The 960-nt window shown below is 52.0% G+C and carries 1 protein-coding gene; it reads right to left on the reverse strand.

Going from position 1 to position 960, the window contains the following annotated elements; genetic code table 11:
- Positions 1-57 precede the first annotated feature (57 nt).
- Positions 58-960 (reverse strand): integrase core domain-containing protein (locus JO972_RS16730; RefSeq protein ID WP_309491233.1); only part of this gene is annotated, 903 nt, incomplete at its 5' end.

Here is a 960-nt window from a genome sequence, read left to right on the forward strand (position 1 = left end):
GGTATGAACTGGCACATGGGTTACTAACAAACCGACCACATAGGTTACACTTCTTGTTTAGCTTCTTCCTTCATTATTGCAAGTCTTGCTCTCCCAACGCTCGGCGTAGGCCGTAGGCCGGAGCCGAGCGTTGGGAGAATTTTCCAGCCAGCCCAGCTTCACATTCGCGAAGCAAACCAGCGTCAGTCCGGGTTTTTGAGCCTCATCGACTGACACTTCCATTCCCGAAAATGCCTCGCCAACAAAACACTGCCGCTTGTTGTGTGCGATAAATCCGCTTTGACTCACTTTCCGTGTCTCAACTCCGAGATCATACAACGGTATTTTGATAGACTCATCCAGACGCCTTACCGAAGGTTGATACAATTCAGCAGGTAATTGCATTCCTATTCCTTCATGAGGACGCTCGCAGTTAAACTCCTTTCGCCAGCGATCGAACCTCTGCTGCTGAGCCCTCATATGCACACTCGCTTTACGGCAACACTCGGCCTTCATTGTCCGATGCATTCGCTCATGACTCCCGTTGTCCTGAGGGCAGCCTGGCCGACTGAATTGCACCTCGATTCCCAGCGTGATCCACCACACGCTTAATCGGCTTAAACCTCCCGCCCCCATCGAGGCAAACGGTGCACCATTATCCACACGAATGATCTCCGGCAGCCCATACTCCCTAAACATATTGCGAAACGCACGCATCGTCCATCGTGTCGTCGCTTGGGGTAAAGCCTCCGCTTTCAGCAGGAAACGGCTGTGAAGATCACTTACTGTTAGAGAATCGTATCTCTCGCCGTCTTGCGTATTAAACCAGCCCTTGAAGTCCACCCCATACACGTGATTGCTACGTTCAGGTTCCGTCAGTTCTTTGCGCTCCACCTTAAAGACACCTCCTCGTCTCTTCCTTGCCTTCACAAGGCCATGTCGCTTTAGCACCTCACCAACCGTGCTGACCACAGGAGGACT

The organism is Oceaniferula flava, assembly GCF_016811075.1.
GTDB classification, from domain to species: Bacteria; Verrucomicrobiota; Verrucomicrobiia; order Verrucomicrobiales; family Akkermansiaceae; genus Oceaniferula; species Oceaniferula flava.